Annotated in this window: 16 protein-coding genes and 2 pseudogenes; 8 read left to right on the top strand and 10 right to left on the bottom strand. The window is 68.2% G+C overall.

What is annotated here, in order from left to right; translation table 11 throughout:
- On the bottom strand, positions 1-927 hold the full coding sequence (locus tag I7X18_RS22365) for a helix-turn-helix transcriptional regulator (protein WP_232375304.1): 927 nt from the start codon (positions 925-927) through the stop codon (positions 1-3).
- Here I7X18_RS22365 and I7X18_RS22360 point away from each other — a divergent pair.
- The 6 genes and pseudogenes from I7X18_RS22360 to I7X18_RS22335 all read left to right on the top strand — a co-directional run bounded on the left by I7X18_RS22360 (position 908) and on the right by I7X18_RS22335 (position 5,298).
- Entirely contained in the window at positions 908-1,450 is a 543-nt protein-coding gene (locus tag I7X18_RS22360) for an SRPBCC family protein (RefSeq protein WP_193046169.1), read from the top strand. The genes I7X18_RS22365 and I7X18_RS22360 overlap by 20 nt on opposite strands.
- Positions 1,451-1,475: 25 nt before the next feature.
- Positions 1,476-2,033, top strand: a complete 558-nt coding sequence (locus I7X18_RS22355) for a TetR/AcrR family transcriptional regulator (protein WP_193046168.1) — start codon at positions 1,476-1,478, stop codon at positions 2,031-2,033.
- 367 nt (positions 2,034-2,400) lie between these two features.
- Positions 2,401-2,745 (top strand): annotated as a pseudogene (locus I7X18_RS22350) (MMPL family transporter); the annotation flags it as partial.
- Complete coding sequence (locus I7X18_RS22345; RefSeq protein WP_193046167.1) at positions 2,717-3,769, top strand: type III polyketide synthase; 1,053 nt, start codon at positions 2,717-2,719, stop codon at positions 3,767-3,769. The pseudogene I7X18_RS22350 and the gene I7X18_RS22345, both read left to right, overlap by 29 nt.
- A 7-nt stretch (positions 3,770-3,776) precedes the next feature.
- Positions 3,777-4,286, top strand: a complete 510-nt coding sequence (locus I7X18_RS22340) for an isoprenylcysteine carboxyl methyltransferase family protein (RefSeq protein WP_193046166.1) — start codon at positions 3,777-3,779, stop codon at positions 4,284-4,286.
- Positions 4,283-5,298 (top strand): annotated as a pseudogene (locus I7X18_RS22335) (NAD(P)/FAD-dependent oxidoreductase). The gene I7X18_RS22340 and the pseudogene I7X18_RS22335 overlap by 4 nt, the downstream one beginning before the upstream one ends.
- 1 nt (position 5,299) lies before the next feature.
- Here I7X18_RS22335 and mmsB read toward each other — a convergent pair.
- Genes mmsB through I7X18_RS22320 form a run of 3 tightly spaced genes read right to left on the bottom strand, consistent with a single transcriptional unit; the run spans position 5,300 to position 8,887 of the window.
- Positions 5,300-6,172, bottom strand: a complete 873-nt coding sequence (gene mmsB, locus I7X18_RS22330) for a 3-hydroxyisobutyrate dehydrogenase (protein ID WP_193046165.1) — start codon at positions 6,170-6,172, stop codon at positions 5,300-5,302.
- A gap of 14 nt (positions 6,173-6,186) precedes the next feature.
- Positions 6,187-7,353: an acyl-CoA dehydrogenase family protein gene (locus I7X18_RS22325; protein WP_193046164.1), complete on the bottom strand. Its 1,167-nt coding sequence runs from the start codon at positions 7,351-7,353 to the stop codon at positions 6,187-6,189.
- Positions 7,354-7,366: 13 nt separating this feature from the next.
- Positions 7,367-8,887, bottom strand: coding sequence for a CoA-acylating methylmalonate-semialdehyde dehydrogenase (locus I7X18_RS22320; protein WP_193046163.1), 1,521 nt, complete (start codon positions 8,885-8,887; stop codon positions 7,367-7,369).
- A 129-nt stretch (positions 8,888-9,016) separates the two neighbouring features.
- Here I7X18_RS22320 and I7X18_RS22315 point away from each other — a divergent pair, with 129 nt between their 5' ends.
- Together I7X18_RS22315 and I7X18_RS22310 are read left to right on the top strand one after the other, a co-directional pair.
- Positions 9,017-9,631 (top strand): helix-turn-helix domain-containing protein, encoded by a 615-nt coding sequence (locus tag I7X18_RS22315; protein WP_198730470.1) that lies wholly within the window; start codon positions 9,017-9,019, stop codon positions 9,629-9,631.
- A 2-nt stretch (positions 9,632-9,633) separates the two neighbouring features.
- A complete protein-coding gene (locus tag I7X18_RS22310) occupies positions 9,634-10,308 on the top strand; it encodes an FMN-binding negative transcriptional regulator (protein WP_193046161.1) in 675 nt (224 codons plus the stop codon).
- A gap of 30 nt (positions 10,309-10,338) precedes the next feature.
- Here I7X18_RS22310 and rfbC read toward each other — a convergent pair whose 3' ends face one another.
- Genes rfbC through I7X18_RS22280 form a run of 6 tightly spaced genes read right to left on the bottom strand, consistent with a single transcriptional unit; the run spans position 10,339 to position 16,851 of the window.
- The gene (gene rfbC / locus I7X18_RS22305) at positions 10,339-10,944 is read right to left on the bottom strand and encodes a dTDP-4-dehydrorhamnose 3,5-epimerase (RefSeq protein ID WP_193046160.1); all 606 of its coding nucleotides are present in this window, start codon (positions 10,942-10,944) and stop codon (positions 10,339-10,341) included.
- Positions 10,941-11,948, bottom strand: coding sequence for a dTDP-glucose 4,6-dehydratase (rfbB, locus tag I7X18_RS22300; RefSeq protein ID WP_193046159.1), 1,008 nt, complete (start codon positions 11,946-11,948; stop codon positions 10,941-10,943). The genes rfbC and rfbB overlap by 4 nt, the downstream gene beginning before the upstream one ends.
- A gap of 27 nt (positions 11,949-11,975) precedes the next feature.
- Positions 11,976-12,827 carry an LLM class F420-dependent oxidoreductase gene (locus tag I7X18_RS22295; protein ID WP_193046158.1) on the bottom strand — a complete coding sequence of 284 codons (852 nt, stop codon included), beginning with the start codon at positions 12,825-12,827 and terminating at the stop codon, positions 11,976-11,978.
- Between the two features lie 18 nt (positions 12,828-12,845).
- Positions 12,846-13,676, bottom strand: coding sequence for an LLM class F420-dependent oxidoreductase (locus I7X18_RS22290; RefSeq protein WP_193046157.1), 831 nt, complete (start codon positions 13,674-13,676; stop codon positions 12,846-12,848).
- A 30-nt stretch (positions 13,677-13,706) separates the two neighbouring features.
- Entirely contained in the window at positions 13,707-15,167 is a 1,461-nt protein-coding gene (locus I7X18_RS22285) for an ATP-binding protein (protein WP_193046156.1), read from the bottom strand.
- A 19-nt stretch (positions 15,168-15,186) separates the two neighbouring features.
- Positions 15,187-16,851 carry an NAD(P)/FAD-dependent oxidoreductase gene (locus I7X18_RS22280; protein WP_193046155.1) on the bottom strand — a complete coding sequence of 555 codons (1,665 nt, stop codon included), beginning with the start codon at positions 16,849-16,851 and terminating at the stop codon, positions 15,187-15,189.
- Between the last annotated feature and the right edge of the window lie 5 nt (positions 16,852-16,856).

Raw genomic sequence — 16,856 nt, 5'->3', positions numbered from 1 at the left:
TCACTGAACTTGGGTGCCGATCACGCGCAGCAGATCGAGTTTCTGGGCATCCTCGCCACCCGGCTGGGCGGTGTACACGACAAGGCGCAGGCTGGAGTCCGCGACTGCGAGCACATCGCAGTCGAAGGTGATCGGTCCCACCACAGGTGCGTCGACCGTCTTGCGATCGCTTTCCCGGTTCGCGACCTGCCAGGTGCCCCACAAACGCTCGAAGACCGGGCTGGCCCGACGCAGGTCTTCGATGAGCGTCGTGAGGCCGTAGTCTCGCGGGAATCTGCTCAGAGCGGCGTGGAGGTCGGAAACGAGTTCTCGCGCAAAGCTTTCGGCTTCCTCGCCGGTGTGAATCAGCGGAATGTCCTGAACCACGAACGCGCGCCAGACGAGGTTGGATTCACGCCCGGACGGGGCCTCGCCGAACAGCGCGTTCCACATGCGATTGCCGAACACGAGATCCCACGCCGCATTGAACACACCAACGGGAGTGTCCTCGAGGTGATCGAGGATGCGCTGCAGCCCGGGACTCAGGTAGGTGGGGATGACGCCGTCCGGCGGCGGTGCGATTCCTGCCGTGCGGTACAGCGCGTCCCGTTCCTGCCTGGTGAGCCGTAGTGCCCGTGCGAGTGAGGAGAGCACTTGCGGCGACGGGTTCTTGGCGCGGCCCTGTTCCAGCCGCACGAGATAGTCCACGGACAAACCGGAAAGCAGCGCCAACTCTTCGCGCCGCAGTCCCGGAGTGCGACGATCGGAGCCGACAGGCAGACCGACCTCGGCCGGACTCACGCGGTCGCGCCAAGCCCTGATCGCCACTCCCAGTTCGGTCACGATGCGATCTTGCCGCGAGTCGAGGCCCACCGGGTGGTACTGCCGTTCTCTGGTGGGGATCGGAAAACCGGGCAATGCTCGGTTCATGACGAATACGAATCCCACACTTCTCATCTCCTCTGCCGATCGCACAGTGGCCATCACCGTCCAACAGCGCTCACGGTTGGCGCCGGCCGATGCCATGGCCTTGATCTGTCCGATCGACTTGTCGAAGGTCTTCCATCCAATGTGGCCGTTTCCGGGCGTCGTGCGCGTCGAGGATCAGACCGAGGCGTGGGACCACCCGGGGCCGTCTCGCAGACCGCGATTCACCGACGGATCTTCGGTTGACGAGCAGCTCGTGGAACACACCGCCGGATCCAGCTTCGCCTACCAGCTGACGGGCTTCACGAACGCGCTGGCCAGGCTCGCTGTCGGTATTCGCGGGGAATGGACCTTCACGCCCGACGGACCGGGCTCCCTCGTCCGGTGGTCGTATGAGTTCAAGCCGCTGCCGGGTCGTCGGTGGATCGTCGCCGGACCTTTCAAACCCCTGTGGCGGCGCTACATGGCGGCGACACTGACGCGTTGCATCGAGGCCTCGGAACAGGACTGGCACTCACGTTTGAGCCGCACAGCGTCTCGATGACCGGCGCCCGCCTATTGTTCTTCGAATGGGTACGGACCGAACGCGCAATGCCCCGCAGACGCGCGCCGACATCCTCGCCGCCGCCCGCCGGCGCTTCGGATCCGACGGCTACCAGGGCACCACATTGCGCGGGGTGGCCGCCGACGTCGGCGTGGATCCGGCGCTGATCATCCGGTACTTCGGCAGCAAACGCGAATTGTTCGCCGAGGCAGCGGAATTCAGGATCGACCTTCCCGATCTGAGCGCGGTCGACCCCGACTCCGTCGCAGACGTACTGCTGTCCCGCTTCTTCGCGGTGTGGGAGCAGGACACCACGTTCCTCGCCCTCCTGCGGGCCGCGATGACCAGTGAATCCGCGGCGGACACGCTGCGGCATGTGTTCGCCACCCAGGTGGCTCCGGCGCTCGCGGCGGTCACGCCGGACCATCCGGCGCAGCGCGCCGGTTTGATGGGGGCGTTCGTGATCGGCCTGGCCACCACCCGCTACGTGCTCGCCAATCCCGCGGTCGCCGACCTCGACCGAGACGAATTGATGCGCTTCGCGCGCCCGGTGATCCATCAACTCCTGCTCGGCCCCGTCTGAGACCTAAGTCACCAGATGTTGGCATAGCGCCGTAAAGGGGCCGCCGTCGTGGCTCAGCCAGCGAACACTACGTTCTGGCCCGTGTCGGACGGTCGGCCACCGCCGCTTCGCGGCGGTTCCTCCTCGTCGCGATACTCGGGACGATCGCCGCGGGCGTCTTCGGTGTGCCGGTGGCGAAGTCGTTGTGCGAGTGCGGATTGAGGATCCGTCCTCGGAGTCGGCTACTGCGGCGCGCCTGCTCGCCGAAGACTTCGGCCAGGGCGGATCGCAGCTGCTGATCGTCGTCTCCGCACCCGACGGCTACCGCAGCGAGCCGGCCCGGCGAGCCGGCCCGGCGAGCCGGCGAGCAGATCACCGAGACCCTCGCGTGATGTCCATTTCCTTCGCCGCGCTGATCGCCGCCGACGTCTCCTTCATGCGGACGTTCGGCCTCGGCCTCACGCTGGCCGTCCTGGCGGACGCGACCTTGGTCCGGATGGTGCTGATGCCGGCCTTCATGCACGCACTGGGCGAGTGGAACTGGTGGGCTCCGACGTGGCTGGCCCGGCTGCACGCCCGGGTCGGTCTGCGGGAGATCGATGCGGCATCGAACGCCGTTGCATCGAACACCGACGGATTGAACGCCGACGCATTGAACGCCGTGACGCTCGAGCACGTCATGAAGAAAGTAGAGGGAGAGTGTCATGAGTGTTGTCGCAGCCGTCCGCGGTGAGGTGCCGCCGCACGGATACACCCAGGCGGAGGTGACCGAGGCGCTGATCGCGATCCCCGGCTACCACGAATACGCCGACAGCATCCGGGCGTTGCACCGCAGCGCGAAGGTGGCCACCCGCCACATGGTGCTGTCACTGGAGGAGTACGCCGGCCTGACCGACTTCGGGCGGGCGAACGACCTCTACATCGAACACGCCGTGACACTGGGCGCTGCGGCGCTGACGGGCGCGCTCGACGACGCGGGCCTTGACCCGTCCGATGTCGACATGATCATGACGGCCACCGTCACGGGCATCGCGGTGCCCTCGCTGGACGCACGCATCGCGGCCCTCGTCGGCCTGCGACCCGATGTCCGGCGGGTGCCGATGTTCGGGTTGGGATGTGTGGCGGGCGCCGCGGGGGTGGCCCGGCTTCACGACTACCTGCAGGGTCATCCCGACGGCGTCGCGGTGCTGGTCGCCGTCGAGCTGTGTTCACTGGTGTCCAAGACGGACCCGACGATGGCAACGGTGGTGGGCAGCAGCCTGTTCGGCGACGGAGCTGCGGCGGCGGTGGCCGTCGGCGACCGGCGTGCCGACGACGCGGCAGGCCCGGAGATCGTCGATTCGCGCAGCCACCTCTACCCCGACTCGTTGCGGACGATGGGCTGGGACGTCGACGCGAGTGGCTTCCGCCTCGTACTCTCACCGGACGTGCCGAAGGTCGTCGAACGTTATCTCGGCGACGACGTCGCGGAGTTCCTGCACAGCCACGGCATGGGGGTCGGCGACATCGGCACGTGGGTGAGCCATCCCGGCGGCCCCAAGGTCATCGAGGCCATCACCGCCACCCTCGGATTGCCCGGCGACGCACTGGAATTGACGTGGCGCTCGCTGGCCGAGGTCGGCAACCTCTCGTCCGCGTCCGTCTTGCACGTGCTGCGCGACACCATCGCCAAGCACCCACCCGCGGACAGCCCCGGGCTGATGATGGCGATGGGCCCTGGCTTCTGCTCCGAACTCGTCCTGCTGCGCTGGCGCTGAGGAACCCATGATCTGGTATGGATTGCTGATCGCCGCGGTCGGTGTCGAGCGGTTGGCCGAAATGGTTGTCGCCGAGCGGAATCGGCGATGGAGCCGGCAGCGCGGCGGCGTCGAGTACGGGGCCCGTCACTATCCGGTGATGGTGGCCCTGCACACCGGTCTGCTCGCCGGGTGCCTGCTCGAGGTCGCCGCGCTGCACCGGCCGTTCACCCCGGCGCTGGGGTTCTCGATGCTCGCGCTGGTGATCGCCGCACAGACGTTGCGGTGGTGGTGCATCACCACCCTGGGCCGCCAGTGGAACACCAGGGTCATCGTCGTGCCGGGCGCAGCGCGGGTCACCGGCGGCCCGTACCGGCTGATCCCGCATCCCAACTACGTCGCGGTGATCGTCGAAGGTTTCGCGCTTCCCCTGGTGCACGGTGCCTGGATCACCGCGCTGGTGTTCACCGCCCTCAATGCGGTACTGCTGGGGGCCCGGATCCAGGTCGAGAACGCCGCACTCGCGGGGTTGCGGTGATCGACCTCGTCGTCGCCGGTGGTGGGCCCGCCGGGTTGGCCACCGCGGTGTACGGCGCCAGGGCCGGACTCGACGTCGTGGTCGTCGAACGCCGCCGCGGCACATTGGACAAGGCCTGCGGTGAAGGCATGATGCCGCACACCATGGCGCATCTGGAGCGTCTCGGTGTGGCGCCGCAGGGGATGCCGCTTCGCGGGATCGCCTACCTCGACGGCGACCATCGGGTCGACGCGGCGTTCCGGACCGGACCCGGTCGCGGTGTGCGACGAACCGTGCTGCACGCCGCGTTGCTCGAGGCCGCCCGGTCGGCGGGGGTGCGCTTCGTGCACGGCGACGTCGGCGCGGTCAGCCAGGACGCGGCGTCGGTGCGGGTGGGCGAGTTGCGGGCCGGATACCTCGCGGCCGCCGACGGGCTGCACTCACCGATCCGGCGCGCGCTGGGCCTGTCACAGCCCAGTCGCGGTCCACGGCGGTGGGGCATCCGCAGGCACATCCAGACCGCGCCGTGGAGCGACTGCGTCGAGGTGCACTGGGGGACCGACAGCGAGGCATATGTGACCCCCGTGGCCGACGACTGTGTCGGGATCGCGATCTTGAGCTCCTCGCGCGGCGGATTCGATCGGCACCTGTCGGATTTTCCCGCCCTCGTGGAGCGGATCGGTGACCACGCCCACGGGCCCGACCGCGCCGCGGGCCCGCTGCGGCAGAACGCACGCAGCCGCACAGCCGGGCGGGTGATGCTCGTGGGGGACGCCGCGGGGTACATCGACGCGCTCACGGGGGAGGGCCTCGGGCTGGCGTCAGCGCGGCCGAACTGTTGGTGGATTGCGTGGTGACCGAACGTGTCGGCGACTACGACCGTCGATGGCGCGCGCTGACCCGGCGCTACCGGTTGCTCACCGCGGGCCTGGTGCGGGCCGGATCGGTGCCGTCGATCCGGCCGCGCATCGTGCCTGTCGCGCGGGCACTGCCCGCCGTCTTCGGCGTCGTCGTCAACCAACTCGCCGTCTGAATCAGCCCCGCAGCAACTCGATGATCGCGCTGAAATCCTTGTCCGCGTGATCGGTGGCGAAGCTCGCGTACAGCTGCGCGGCATGGCTGCCCAGCGGCGCGGACGCACCCGTCGACTCGACCGCGGCCATGGCGAGCCCCAGGTCCTTGTTCATCAGCGCGGTCGCGAACCCCGGTTTGAAGTCGTTGTTGGCCGGCGATGCCGGAACCGGTCCCGGCACAGGGCAATTCGTGTGCACCGCCCAGCAGTTGCCGGTCGCGCCGGTGATGACGTCGAACAGGGACTGCGCCTCGAGCCCCAGCTGCTCGGCGAGCACGAACGCCTCACCGATCGCGATCTGCTGGACCGCCAGCACCATGTTGTTGCACAGTTTGGCGGCCTGGCCGGTGCCCGACCCACCACAGTGAACGACCTTGCCCGCCATCGGTTCCAGCACCGGACGGGCACGCTCGACGGCGTCGTCGTCGCCACCCACCATGAACGCCAGCGTGCCCGCGGTGGCGCCCTTGACCCCGCCGGACACGGGCGCGTCGAGCTGGGCGAAACCCCGGGCGACGGCGGCCGCGTTGATCTCCCGCGCGTCGTCCACCGAGATGGTCGAGGTGTCGATGAACAACGTGCCTGCCGCCGCGGCGGGCAGCACCTCGTCGTACACGCCCTTCACGATCGCGCCGTTGGGCAGCGAGGTGATCACCACCTCGGCGCCGGTCACCGCTTCGCCACCGCTGTCGAATGTGGTGACGCCATTGTCTTCTGCGGTGGCCTTGAGTGCGGGCACCACATCGAACCCCCGCACGGTGTGGCCGGCTTTGGCGAGGTTGGCCGCCATCGGCCCGCCCATGTTGCCCAGACCGAGAAACGCGATCGTGCTCATGTGCCGAAAGCCTCCTATGCCGATGCCCGCGCCCGGGCGGCCGCTGCCCGCCCGATGACCACGCGCATGATCTCGTTGCTGCCCTCGAGGATTCGATGCACCCGCAGATCGCGGACGATCTTCTCCACGCCGTACTCACGCAGGTACCCGTAGCCACCGTGCAGTTGCAGCGCCTGATCAGCCACCTCGAAACAGGCGTCGGTGACGTAGCGCTTGGCCATCGCGCACAGCTCGACCTTGTCCGGGTGGTTCTCGTCGAGGGCGGTTGCGGCCCGCCACAACAACATTCGTGACGTCTGCAGCGCGGTGGCCATATCGGCGAGGGTGAACCGGATGGTCGGTTCGTCGAGCAGGGTGGCGCCGAAGGCATGCCGGTCGGCCAGGTAGGCCGCGGCCTTCTCGTAGGCCGTCTGCGCGCCGCCCAGTGAGCATGCGGCGATGTTGAGGCGGCCGCCGTTGAGTCCGTTCATCGCGATGCCGAATCCGCTGCCCTCGGCGTCGGTGCCGCCGAGCAGGTTTTCGGCGGGCACCCGGGCACCCTCGAACACGACCTGAGCGGTGGGCTGGGCGTTCCAGCCCATCTTCTGCTCCTGGGCGCCGAAAGTGACTCCCGGCGTGTCCTTTTCGACGATGAACGCCGAGATGCCGCGGGGGCCCTCGCTGCCTGTGCGGGCCATCACCACGTACACATCGGACGTGCCCGCGCCGGAGATGAACTGCTTGACGCCGTCGAGCACCCAGTCGCCGCCCTCGCGAACCGCCCTGGTGCGCAATGCGCTCGCATCGGACCCGGCTCCGGGTTCGGTGAGGCAGTAGCTGGCGATGGACTCCATCGACGCCAACCGTGGCACCCACGTCTTGCGCTGTTCGGCGGAGCCGTACGTGTCGACCATCCAGGCGCACATGTTGTGGATCGACAGAAAGGCCGCGATGGCCGGGTCGGCCGCGGACAACTGCTCGAAGATGCGCACGGCATCGACGCGCCGCAGTCCGCTGCCGCCGGCATCCTCGTGGCAGTAGATCGCCGCCATGCCGAGTTCGGCCGCCTCGCGCAACACGTCGGTGGGGAAGTGGTGGTTCTCGTCCCACTCCAACGCGTATGGCGCAAGGCGCTTTTCCGCGAACGCGGCCGCCGTCTCGGCGATCACGCGTTCGTCCTCGTCGAGACCGAAGTAGTCCATGGGGTTTGTGGGGTTACTTCATGGTGGGGATGACGAACTCGGCGCCATCCTTGATGCCCGACGGCCACCGCTGCGTCACCGTCTTGGTCTTGGTGTAGAACAGGATCGAGTGCGGCCCGTGCTGATTGAGATCGCCGAACCCGGAGCGCTTCCAACCGCCGAAGGTGTGGTAGGACACCGGAACCGGGATCGGCACGTTGACGCCGACCATGCCGACCTGGACGTTGGCGACGAAATCGCGTGCGGTGTCGCCGTCGCGGGTGAAGATGGCCACGCCGTTGCCGTATTCATGCTCGCTCGGCAGGCGCAGCGCCTCCTGGTAGTCGTCGGCGCGCACGATGCACAGCACCGGCCCGAAGATCTCGTCGGTGTAGATCGACATCTCCGGGGTGACGTGGTCGAACAGGGTGGGGCCGATGAAGTAGCCGCCCTCGAGGCTGTCGTCACCGAACTGCATCTCGTCGCTGCCGCGTTCGCGACCGTCGACGACGGCTTCGGCGCCCGCCTCCACGCCCTGAGCGATGTAGTCGCGGACCCGGTTGAGCGCGGCCTCGGTGACCAGTGGCCCGTAGTCGGCCTTCGGGTCGAGGCTGTGGCCGACGCGCAGGTTGTTCACCCGCTCGACGAGCCGGGCGCGCAGGCGGTCGGCGGTCTCCTTGCCGACGGGCACGGCGACGCTGATCGCCATGCAGCGTTCACCGGCGCTGCCGTAACCGGCGCCGATCAGCGCGTCGACGGCCTGGTCGAGGTCGGCGTCGGGCATCACGATCATGTGGTTCTTGGCACCGCCGAAGCACTGGGCGCGCTTTCCGTTGGCCGCGGCGCCGGCGAAGATGTACTGGGCGATGTCGGAGCTGCCGACGAAGCCGACGGCCTGGACCACCGGATGCTCGAGGATCGCGTCGACGGCTTCCTTGTCGCCCTGCACCACCTGGAACACCCCCGGCGGCAGACCGGCTTCGAGGAACAGTTCGGCGAGCCGGACGGGGACCGACGGGTCACGCTCGGACGGCTTGAGGATGAACGCGTTACCGCACGCCAGCGCGGGGCCGGCCTTCCACAGCGGGATCATCGCGGGGAAGTTGAACGGGGTGATGCCGGCGACGACACCGAGCGGCTGACGCATCGAGTAGACGTCGATGCCGCCCCCCGCGCCCTCGGTGTACTCACCCTTGAGCAGATGCGGGATGCCGATCGCGAACTCGATGACCTCGATACCGCGCTGGATGTCGCCCTTGGAGTCGGCGACGGTCTTGCCGTGTTCCACGCTGAGGAGCTCGGCCAGTTCGTCCATGTTCTGGTTGACCAGTTCGACGAAGCGCATCATGACGCGGGCGCGGCGCTGCGGGTTCCAGGCCGCCCAGTCCTTCTGGGCGTCGGCGGCGCCTGCGACCGCGGCGTCGACGTCGGCGCGCGAGGCGAGCAGGACCTGGGCCTGCACCGCCCCGGTGCTCGGGTTCAACACGTCCGCCGTGCGGGTCGACTCGCCGGCGGTGCGCTTGCCGTTGATGAAGTGCTGGATCTGGTTGGTCATGAGAAAGCCCCTCGCTCGAGATACTAGGACATCCTAGTAACTGCTCGGGGTGCTTGACAAGAGGCGTCGGCCGGAGGGCGTCGCCGCGCCTGGTAGTCAGTCGCACTGATAGTGCGTTATCGTGCACTGGTGGATGCGGAAGCCGCGAAGCTCGCGTCGGCGATCGGCGCCCGGGTCCGGCAGGAGCGGCTGACGCGGGGGTGGACGTTGGACCAGCTCGCCGGGGCCGCGTCGGTGAGCCGCCGCATGGTGGTCAGTGTCGAGCAGGGTGCGGTCAATCCCAGTGTGGGAACGCTGCTTCGGCTCAGCGACGCACTCGGCGTCGGATTGCCGGCGCTCGTGGCGCCGCCTGAGCCGAGAGCGGTGATGATCACCCGGTGCGGCGACGGTGCCCAGCTGTGGACTGGTGACGCCGGTGGGCGCGGGGTGCTGGTTGCCGGTACGACGCCTCCGGATGTCGTGGAGTTGTGGGACTGGTCGTTGGGGCCGGGGGAGAGGCATGTCAGTGAGGCTCATGCGGTCGGCACCCACGAACTGGTGCACGTGTTGACGGGGCGGATCTCGGTCGAGGTCGACGGCCAGGGGATCGACCTCGACACCGGGGATGCCGTGGCCTTCCCAGGCGACGTCGACCACGCCTACGTCAACTCCCACAGTGAGCCTGCCCGCTTCTCGTTGGCGGTGTTCGAACCCGGCGTCGGTGGCGCCTCGACGCACCCAACCAAGACACACAAGGACGACTGATCATGTTGATTCATCCGTGGGATGCTTCGTTGGACACCGCTGAATGGCAGGAGTGGCTTGCTCATACCGACCGGTTCGGGATGGTGGTGGTCAACAACGTCGACCCCGCACAGGCGCCGGTTGTGGTGCCCACCCATTTCACCGTCGCCGGTGAGGACCTGCTGGTGCATCTGGCTCGGCCGAACCCGGTGTGGCCGCACCTGGAGTCCGCCACCGAGGTCCGCGTCGCGGTGATCGGCGACTACGCCTACATCCCCACCTACTGGCGGGCGAAGGCGGGCGGCCCCGACGAGGACGGTGTGCCCACCAGCTACTACACCGCGTTGCAGTTCGTGTGCCGGCCGACCGTGGTCGACGACCCCGAGGGCAAGGTCGAGATCCTGACCGCCCAACTGGGCGATATGCAGCCTGAGGGCGGCTACGCCACCGTTGCAGTCGACGACGGCCCGTACGGGCGAATGTTGCCCGGCATCCGGGGGCTGCGGCTGGCAGTGGTGCGGGTGGAGGCCAAATTCAAGTACGACGACCACAATCCGGTCGAACACCGCCGGCGCGTCATCGGCAATCTCGAGGAACGCGACCACGGTCTGGACACTGGTGCGGCAGCGCAGCAGCGGCGGCGGCTGGCCGCGATCGGCGAGTGGAAGACGTTCCGCGAGACGCCGAAACTGCGGTGAGATCGCGTTCCGGCGCCGGAAGGTGATCTGTCAGCAGTCTCGGCGGAGGTCTTCGACGAAGCCCTGACACGCGTCCCATGTCGGCAGCAAGCCGGCCGCACGCGCCTGCTCGAGCGTGGGGGCGGCGGCGTCGCGGTCGGAGAGCACGAGGTCCCCGTCGAAGGGCCAGGTGATGCCGAGCGCCGGATCGGTGGGCAGCACGGTGTGCTCGCGCGACGGGTCGTACCCCGTCGAGCACAGGTACATCACCGTCGAATCATCCTGCAGCGCAAGGAAAGCGTGCCCCAACCCCTCGGACAGGTAGATCGACCGCCGGTCGCGGTCGTCGAGCAGCACCGCATCCCACGCGCCGAAGGTGGGTGAGCCCACCCGGATGTCGACGGCCACGTCGTACACCGCCCCCCGGACGCAGGTGACGTACTTGGCCTGACCCGGTGGAACCGACGCGAAGTGCAGACCACGCAACACGCCGGCCTTCGACACCGAGCAGTTGGCCTGCCGCAGGTCCAGTCGGTGGCCGGCGAAACCGGTGAATTCTCGGTCGGTGAACCACTCGAAGAACGATCCGCGCGCGTCGGCGTGCACGGTCGGGGTGATCTCCCAGGCACCGGGCACGGACAGCTCGCGGACGGTCACTGGCCGCGCTCCTCGTAGGCCGATTCCGCGGCGTCCTTGAGCGGCCGCCACCACGCCTCGTTGTCGCGATACCACTGCACCGTCGCCCGCAGCCCTTCCTCGAAGTCGAGATGCGTTGGCTTCCAACCCAGTTCGTTGTAGAGCGTCGACGGGTCGATGGCGTAGCGCAGATCGTGGCCGGCGCGGTCGGTGACATGGTCGAAGTCGTCGGGGTCGCGGTCCATGATCCGCAGCAGCGTGCGCAGCACCGACAGGTTGTCCCGTTCTCCCTCGGCGCCGATCAGATACGTCCGGCCCGCGATCCCGTCGCGCAGGATCCGCCACACCGCGCTGTTGTGGTCGTCGACGTGGATCCAGTCCCGCACGTTGGCGCCGGCGCCGTAGAGCTTGGCCCGCCGTCCGGTGAGCACATTGGTGATCTGGCGCGGGATGAACTTCTCCACGTGCTGGTAGGGCCCGTAGTTGTTGGAGCAGTTCGAGATCGTCGCGCGCACACCGTACGACCGCACCCACGCCCGCACCAGCATGTCCGCGGCGGCCTTGGTCGACGAGTACGGGCTCGACGGGTTGTACGGCGTCGACTCGGTGAACCGGCGGTCCTCGTCGAGGGCCAGATCGCCGTACACCTCGTCGGTGGACACGTGATGCAATCGCACGCCGGCCCGGCGCACCGCCTCGAGCACCGTGTAGGTCCCGACGATGTTGGTCTGGACGAACGGGCCGGGATCGGCCAGCGCATTGTCGACGTGGGTCTCGGCGGCGAAGTGCACGACGGCGTCGGCCCCCGGATCGAGTTTCGCGACAAGGGAGCCGACGAGCGCGGCGTCGGCGACGTCACCTTCGACCAGCCGGATCCGGTCGGCGACCGGGGCCAGCGACTCCCGGCTCCCCGCATAGGTCAGCGCGTCGAGCACCGTCACGTCGCAGCCGGGGTACTCCCGCACGGTGGCGTGCACGAAGTTCGCACCGATGAAACCCGCACCGCCGGTTACCAGCAACCGCATGGGTGAAACCCTAGCGGCCGCCCCGCCTCAGCCCTTCAACCCGAGCGGCCCGGCCAGCTCCGTCAGCGTCGGGATCAGCTTGTCCCAGCCGCCCAGCACCTGGATGGCCACGTGGTCGGCACCGCGCTCGTGGTGTTCCTCGAGACGGGCGGCGATGTCCTCTGCGGTCCCGTGGGCGACCACCGCGTCGATCAGCTTGTCGCTGCCCGGTTTGGCCACGTCCTCGTCGGTGAAGCCCAACCGCTTCCAGTTGTTCACGTAATTGCTCAGGCCGAGGTAGAAGTCGACGGTCTCGCGGCCGATCGCGCGCGCCTCGTCGACGTCGGTGCTCAGCACCACCTTGTGCTCCGGGGCGATGAACACCGTCGGACCGACGAGATTGCGCGCCTGGCCGGTGTGCTCGGGGGTGGTCAGGTACGGGTGGGCGCCTGCGCTGCGGCGGGCCGCCAGTCGCAGCACCTGCGGACCGAGCGCGGCGATCACCATGCGGCTGGTCGGCACCTTCGCCACATCCAGCTTGTCGAGGTACTCGACCAGCACGTCGTAGGGCTTGCGGTACTCCGCGGTGGCCTCCGGGTGACCGATGCCGACCCCGAGCAGGAACCGGCTCGGATACTTGTCCTCGATGCGGTGATACGACGCGGCGACCTCTTCGGCCGGCGACGCCCACACGTTCACGATGCCGGTGGCCACCTGCAGCGTCTCGGTCGCCTCGAGGATCGGCTCCACGAACGCCAGGTCGGCCGCGGGGGATGCACCGACCCAGACTGCGCCGTAGCCCAGCTCCTCGATCTGCGCGGCCTGCTCGGGCTCAGGGGCGCCGGGGGTCCAGACGCCGTAGCGGCCGAGGCCGGGCTTGAGGGAAACTGCGTCAGTCATATCTGATTCCTTCGATCGTCACTGCAGGCCGAGTGGTCCGGCCAGGTCGGCCAACGCGGGCACCAGCTTGTCAGGTCCGGTCAGCACCTGCACAGGCACATGGTCGGCGCCGGCATCGAGATGCTGTTTCAGCCGGGCCGCGATGGCGTCGACGGTGCCGTAGGCCACGACGGCGTCCACCAACCGATCACTACCCGGTTTCGCCACATCTTCATCACTGAATCCGAGACGCTTCCAATTGTTGACGTAGTTGACGAGGTTCAGATACACCTCCAGCGTCCTGCGGCCGACCGCGCGGGCCCGCTCGGCGTCGGTGGTGAGGACCACCTTGTGTTCGGGCGCCAGGAACGCCTCCGGTCCCACCACCTCACGTGCCTGCGCCGTGTGCTCCGGCGTGGTGAGGTAGGGGTGCGCGCCCGCGGCGCGGTCAGCGGAGAGTCTGAGCACCTTGGGTCCGAGGGCGGCCACCACCCGCCGGTCCCGGGGCACCCCGTATTCATCGAGCGCGTCGAGGTATTCGGTGAGCGCCTCGAACGGTTTGCGGTACTGCTGGTGTGCCTCGGGGTGACCCACGCCGATCCCGAGCAGGAACCGGCCGGGATGTGCGGCCTCGATGCGGTGGAAGGACTCCGCCACCGGACCGGCGGCCGCTGTCCAGATGTTGACGATGCCGGTGGCCACCTGCAGCGTCGTCGTCTGGTCGAGGATCGGTTCGACCCAGTCCAGTTCGGCGGGCGGAGAACCGCCCACCCAGACGGCGCCGTAGCCGAGCGCCTCGATGTCCTTGGCCTGTGCGGGCGTGACGCCGGAGGTGAAGACGCCGTACGTGCCCAGATGGGGTTTTGTCATGAGGGCTTCAACGTTACGGCGCCGCGCAGGCTATTCCGCGGTGGCCGGCGCCTGCAGCGGCAGACAGACGATGAAGCGGGTGTCGCCGGGCCGGGATTCGACGCGGATGTCGCCGTGGTGCTTCTCGACGATGATGCGGCGCGCCAGATCGAGACCGAGCCCCGTACCCTCGCCGACCGGTTTGGTGGTGAAGAACGGGGTGAAGATGCGGCCGACGATGTCCTCGGGGATGCCCGGCCCGTCGTCGCAGATCTCGATGCGCACCCGCTCGTCGTTCTCCCGTATGGTGCGTACGGTCAGCGTGCCGTGCCCGCCCATCGCCTGGATCGCGTTCTGGATCAGGTTGGTCCACACCTCGTTGAGATCGCCTGGGTAGCAGAGCAATTCGGGCAGCGAGGTGTCCTTCTCCCACACCAGCCGGACCGGTTTGTCCTTGCCGATCTTGTCGCCGAAGATCGTCTTGATGGTGCTGTAGATGAGTTCGTGCACGTTGGCGCTCTGATAGGCGCCGCGGTCCATCTGCGAATACTGCTTCGCGCCGGCCAGCAGCGCGGAGATGCGTTTACTCGCCTCGGCGATCTCGCTCATCCGCAGTTCGGTGTCGATCGTGTACTTCAGCCAGCCGATGGCGCTCTGCAGGGACGCCGAACCGTCGCCGTCCATGGCGTCGTCGACCGAAGCCGAGATGCGCTCGAGCCAGTCGATGTCGAGACCCGCCTCGACGAAGGTCGGGGCATAGTCCCAGCCGCCGGCGATCCCGTGGTCGTCGAGCCAGTCACCGATCAGCTCCTCCCGGTCGGAGGTCTCCAGCGCCGTCAGATCCTGGCTCCTGGACTTCGCGACCTGCTCGGCCACCTGATCCTGGATCTTCACCAGCACCCGCAGTGCCTCCGGGCTGAACTTGCCGTCGGCGAGCATGGCCAGCTTGTGGCGCATCTTGCCGACGCCCTCCTGCAGATCCGCCACGGCCCGGGCGGTGGCGGCGGCGGGGTTGTTGAGCTGGTGGGTCAGTCCGGCGGTGATGGTGCCCAGCGCCAGCAGCTTCTCCCGCTGGCCGATGATCTGATGCTGCCTGCGCCCACCGACGCGGTGGCCCTCGAGCAGGTGGACGGCCATCGGGAACTGGGACTGCATGAACCGGGCGAACGCGTCGGCGTCGAGCACGAAGAACCGCGACGGTGTGGTCAACCGGACCGACGCCTCGTAGACATGCTCCTCGCCCGGGACGTACGCAGACCAGGCGCCGCAGTACACGCCGCGCTGGGAGGTGCGGCCGGTCTCGATGTCCGCACCACCGGAGCGTTTCGACATCACCAGCTCGCCGTCGATCATCACGTAGAAGCAGGTGGCCGGGTCACCTTCGGTGCACAGCGGACCGGTCGGGAACGTCTCGATGTGGCCGTCCGCGCACAGCATGTCCAGCTGTTCGTCGGTCAGCGCCTCAAACAGGAACAGCGTGCGCAATTCGTGGGCCAGGCACTTTTCACCCATGTCCGTCTCCTCGACCCTTCTAGGCTTCCGCCAGGTAACGGTGCACCAACATGACCGCCATCGACCCTTCGCCGACGGCAGCGGCCACCCGCTTGGCGGATTCCGCGCGCACATCACCTGCAACAAACACACCGGGCACACTTGTTTCCAGGTGGTGCGGCGGGCGATCCAGCGTCCAGCCCGAGATGTCGCGCAGATCCGGCCCGGCCAGGATGAATCCGTGGTCGTCGCGGACCACGATGCCGTCGAGCCACTCGGTGCGCGGTTCGGCGCCGATGAAGATGAACATCCGGCCGCAGGTGACGTCTTCGCGCGTGCCCGTCTGCGTGTTCTGCAGACACATGCCCTCGAGGTGGCCGTCGCCCTTGACGGCATGCACCACGGTGTTCGGCATCTCGCGGATCTTGTCGTTGGCCCTGATCTGCTGAACCAGGTAGTACGACATCGAATCCTCGAGCCGTCTGCGGCTCACGATCGTGACCCTCTTGGCGGTGCGCGACAGGTACATCGCGGCCTGACCGGCGGAGTTCGCGCCGCCGATCACATACACCTCGTCGTCGTCGCAGTCCGACGCCACCGACGCGGTGGCGCCGTAGTACACCCCCGCACCGGTCAATCCGTCGCACCCCTCGGCCGGAAGCTGGCGGTATTCGACGCCCATCGCCAGGATCACCGAGCGCGCGCCGATCGAGCGGCCGTCGGACAGTCGGACGGTGCGGGCTGACCCGTCGATCTCCAGCGCGGTCACCTCGGCGGCGGTGATCAGCTCCGCATCGAACTTCTCGGCCTGCCTGCGCGCCCGCTCGGCGAGCTGTGTACCCGACAATCCGTCGGGGAAGCCGAGGTAGTTCTCGATGCGAGAACTCTGCCCGGCCTGCCCGCCGGTGGCGGTGCGTTCGATGAGCACCGTCTTGAGGCCTTCGGACGCCCCGTACACCGCGGCGGCCAGACCGGCGGGCCCGCCGCCGATGACGACGAGATCGTAGAAGTCCTCGGCCGGCGTGGTGGTCAGCCCGAGGGTGGCGGCCAGATCCGCATCCGACGGGTCGACCAGCGTCTCGCCCTGCTCGGTGATGACGACAGGCAGCGTCAGGCCGTCCAGCTTGGCGGCCTCCAGCAGCTTGGCGCCCCTCGGCTCGTCGGCCCGGAACCATGTGTAGTACAGGCGATTTCGGGCCAGGAACTCGCGCACCTCGGAGGACCGCGCGTTCCACGGGTGGCCGATGATCTTGGTGTGCGGGATGGCCCGGTCGCCGGTCTCGCGCCAGGCCTCGATCAGCGCGTCGACCACCGGGTACAGCTTCTCCTCCGGCGGGTCCCACGGCTTGAGCAGGTAGTGGTCCAGATCGACGACGTTGATCGCGTCGATCGCGGCGTGGGTGTCGGCGTACGCGGTGAGCAGCACCCGGCGCGCCATCGGGAAGATGTCCATCGCCTCTTCGAGGAACTCGATGCCGCTCATCTGCGGCATGCGGTAGTCGGCGACGAACACCGCGACGGTCTCGCCGCGCAGCTTCAGCTCGTTGAGCGTCTCGAGCGCGTCCGGGCCGGATTCGGCGCGCACGATCCGGAAGTGTTCGCCGTAGTGACGGCGCAGGTCGCGCGCGACCGCGCGCGAGACCGCCGGATCGTCGTCGACGGTGAGGATCACGGGTTTGCGGGGTACCGCGGCGGGGCCTGTCATCGGGA

The sequence above is a fragment of the Mycolicibacterium baixiangningiae genome, assembly GCF_016313185.1.
Lineage (GTDB): Bacteria > Actinomycetota > Actinomycetes > Mycobacteriales > Mycobacteriaceae > Mycobacterium > Mycobacterium baixiangningiae.
Note: the sequence above shows the minus strand (reverse complement) of the source record. Positions and strands in the feature narration are given on the sequence as shown.

What these genes read in the sequence shown, in the direction of transcription:
- I7X18_RS22290 (WP_193046157.1), bottom strand. Translation starts at nt 13,676, where the DNA reads ATGACAAAACCCCATCTGGGCACGTACGGCGTCTTCACCTCCGGCGTC.
- mmsB (WP_193046165.1), bottom strand. Translation starts at nt 6,172, where the DNA reads ATGAGCACGATCGCGTTTCTCGGTCTGGGCAACATGGGCGGGCCGATG.
- I7X18_RS22340 (WP_193046166.1), top strand. Translation starts at nt 3,777, where the DNA reads ATGATCTGGTATGGATTGCTGATCGCCGCGGTCGGTGTCGAGCGGTTG.
- I7X18_RS22285 (WP_193046156.1), bottom strand. Translation starts at nt 15,167, where the DNA reads ATGGGTGAAAAGTGCCTGGCCCACGAATTGCGCACGCTGTTCCTGTTT.
- I7X18_RS22320 (WP_193046163.1), bottom strand. Translation starts at nt 8,887, where the DNA reads ATGACCAACCAGATCCAGCACTTCATCAACGGCAAGCGCACCGCCGGC.
- I7X18_RS22295 (WP_193046158.1), bottom strand. Translation starts at nt 12,827, where the DNA reads ATGACTGACGCAGTTTCCCTCAAGCCCGGCCTCGGCCGCTACGGCGTC.
- I7X18_RS22360 (WP_193046169.1), top strand. Translation starts at nt 908, where the DNA reads ATGACGAATACGAATCCCACACTTCTCATCTCCTCTGCCGATCGCACA.
- I7X18_RS22280 (WP_193046155.1), bottom strand. Translation starts at nt 16,851, where the DNA reads ATGACAGGCCCCGCCGCGGTACCCCGCAAACCCGTGATCCTCACCGTC.
- I7X18_RS22345 (WP_193046167.1), top strand. Translation starts at nt 2,717, where the DNA reads ATGAGTGTTGTCGCAGCCGTCCGCGGTGAGGTGCCGCCGCACGGATAC.
- I7X18_RS22325 (WP_193046164.1), bottom strand. Translation starts at nt 7,353, where the DNA reads ATGGACTACTTCGGTCTCGACGAGGACGAACGCGTGATCGCCGAGACG.
- I7X18_RS22355 (WP_193046168.1), top strand. Translation starts at nt 1,476, where the DNA reads ATGGGTACGGACCGAACGCGCAATGCCCCGCAGACGCGCGCCGACATC.
- I7X18_RS22310 (WP_193046161.1), top strand. Translation starts at nt 9,634, where the DNA reads ATGTTGATTCATCCGTGGGATGCTTCGTTGGACACCGCTGAATGGCAG.
- rfbB (WP_193046159.1), bottom strand. Translation starts at nt 11,948, where the DNA reads ATGCGGTTGCTGGTAACCGGCGGTGCGGGTTTCATCGGTGCGAACTTC.